This is a genomic window from Mesorhizobium sp. M7A.F.Ca.CA.002.04.1.1 (genome assembly GCF_004022805.1).
Lineage (GTDB): Bacteria > Pseudomonadota > Alphaproteobacteria > Rhizobiales > Rhizobiaceae > Mesorhizobium > Mesorhizobium ciceri.
Genome location: NZ_RZPL01000970.1, coordinates 1 through 1,675, shown reverse-complemented (window position 1 = coordinate 1,675; position 1,675 = coordinate 1). Strand labels below are relative to the sequence as shown.

Genomic DNA, 1,675 nt, shown 5'->3' with positions numbered 1-1,675 from the left:
CTTCACCGGCGGCATATTGGCCGCCGGCGTCGTCCTGCTGCTGGTCGCGCGGGTGAGGGGCCAAGGGCCGGAGCGGCTGATCCTCGCTGGCCTTGCCGTGTCCTTCATGTTCACCGCCTTGACCAACTACCTGGTCTTTGCCGGCGACCAGCGCGCCGCCCACTCCGTGTTGTTCTGGACGATGGGCGGCCTTGGCCTGGCGCGCTGGGACAATATCTGGCTCGGCGCGCTGGGTGCGGGCACCATTCTGGCTTACGCGCTGTGGAACCACCGCCGGCTCGATGCCTTCCTGGCCGGCGAAAACGCCGCCGAAAGCCTTGGCGTGCCAGTGGCGCGCATGCGCCGAATGACGTTTCTCGTCGCCGCCTTCTCGACGGCGATCCTGGTCTCTGTCGCCGGGGTCATCGGCTTCGTCGGGCTGATGATCCCGCATCTGTCGCGGCCGCTGGCAGGCCCCTTGCATCTGCGCCTGGTTGCCAGCTGCGCCGTCTTCGGCGCGGTGCTTTTGCTGGCCAGCGATCTTCTGGCCCGAACGCTGCTGCCGCCGCAGGAACTGCCGATCGGCATCATCACCAGCTCGGTCGGTGCGTTCTTCGTCGTCACCATGCTGATCCGCAACCGGCTTTGAGCGCCTTTGGCAACCGGTCGCCGGATCACACAGTCCAGAAATAGCGCACGATGTGGAAGAACACCGGGGCGGCGAAGACCAGGCTGTCGGTGCGGTCCATCATGCCGCCATGGCCTTCGATGAGATGGCCCCAGTCCTTGACGCCCTGGTCGCGCTTGATGGCCGAGGCGACCAGCCCGCCTAGGAATCCCATCGAGCAGGCGACGAAGGCCACGCCTGCCGCCTGCAGCGCCGAGAAGGGCGTCACGAACGACAACAGCGCGCCGAGCAGGCTCGCCGACACCAATCCGCCGATCAGCCCTTCCCAGGTTTTCGACGGCGAGACGTTCGGCGAAAACCGGTGTTTACCAAACAGCTTGCCGAAGATGTACTGCAGCACGTCGCTGCCTTGCACGACGATGATCAGGAAGGCGATCAGCAGCAAGGTGCGGCCTTCGAAGCCTGGCACGTCGAGTGTCAGCAGGGCGGGGACGTGGCTGACGCAATAGACCGAGATCATCACCGCCCATTGCTGCGCGGCGATCCGCTCGAGGAAGCGTTCGGTGTCGCCATGCAGCGCCGTGATGGCCGGCATCAAGAGGAAGCAGTAGACCGGAATGAAGATGACGAAGAGCCCGTACCAGGCGGTCCACACCAGCCAGTACTGAAACGGGATGATGATGCCGAACATGCCGAGCAGCACCCAATGGTCGCTGCGGCGCGTATGCGTCAGCGTCACGAATTCGCGCAGCGCGGCGAAGGAAATCAGCGCAAACAGGATGGTCATCCCGTAACGGCCGAAGAAGAAGGCGACCGTCATCAGCGCCACCATCACCCACCAGGCGTTGATGCGCTGCGTGAGATTGACAAGCGTCGAGCTCAGCGGCTTCGGCGCTCGCGCCGAAAGGATGGTGGCGACGATGCTGGCGGTGGTCAAAACCGCCAGCAGGCCGATGATCAGGATGGAGATCTCGTGGCGCATCAATCGTCTCGCTCGGGACGCGGGTTGAGCGCCAGAAGCGCGGCGTGGGCGCGCTCGAGAAAGGCGCGGCGTTCTTCGCCCGGGCC

At 65.0% G+C, this 1,675-nt stretch carries 2 protein-coding genes; one reads left to right on the top strand and one right to left on the bottom strand.

What is annotated here, in order from left to right; genetic code table 11:
* On the top strand, positions 1 to 628 hold a 628-nt coding region (locus tag ENZ75_RS31115; protein WP_164888147.1), incomplete at its 5' end, for an iron ABC transporter permease.
* A gap of 25 nt (positions 629 to 653) precedes the next feature.
* Here the strand turns inward: ENZ75_RS31115 and ENZ75_RS31110 are convergent.
* Complete coding sequence (locus tag ENZ75_RS31110; protein ID WP_063167715.1) at positions 654 to 1,589, bottom strand: phosphatidate cytidylyltransferase; 936 nt, start codon at positions 1,587 to 1,589, stop codon at positions 654 to 656.
* Positions 1,590 to 1,675 lie beyond the last annotated feature (86 nt).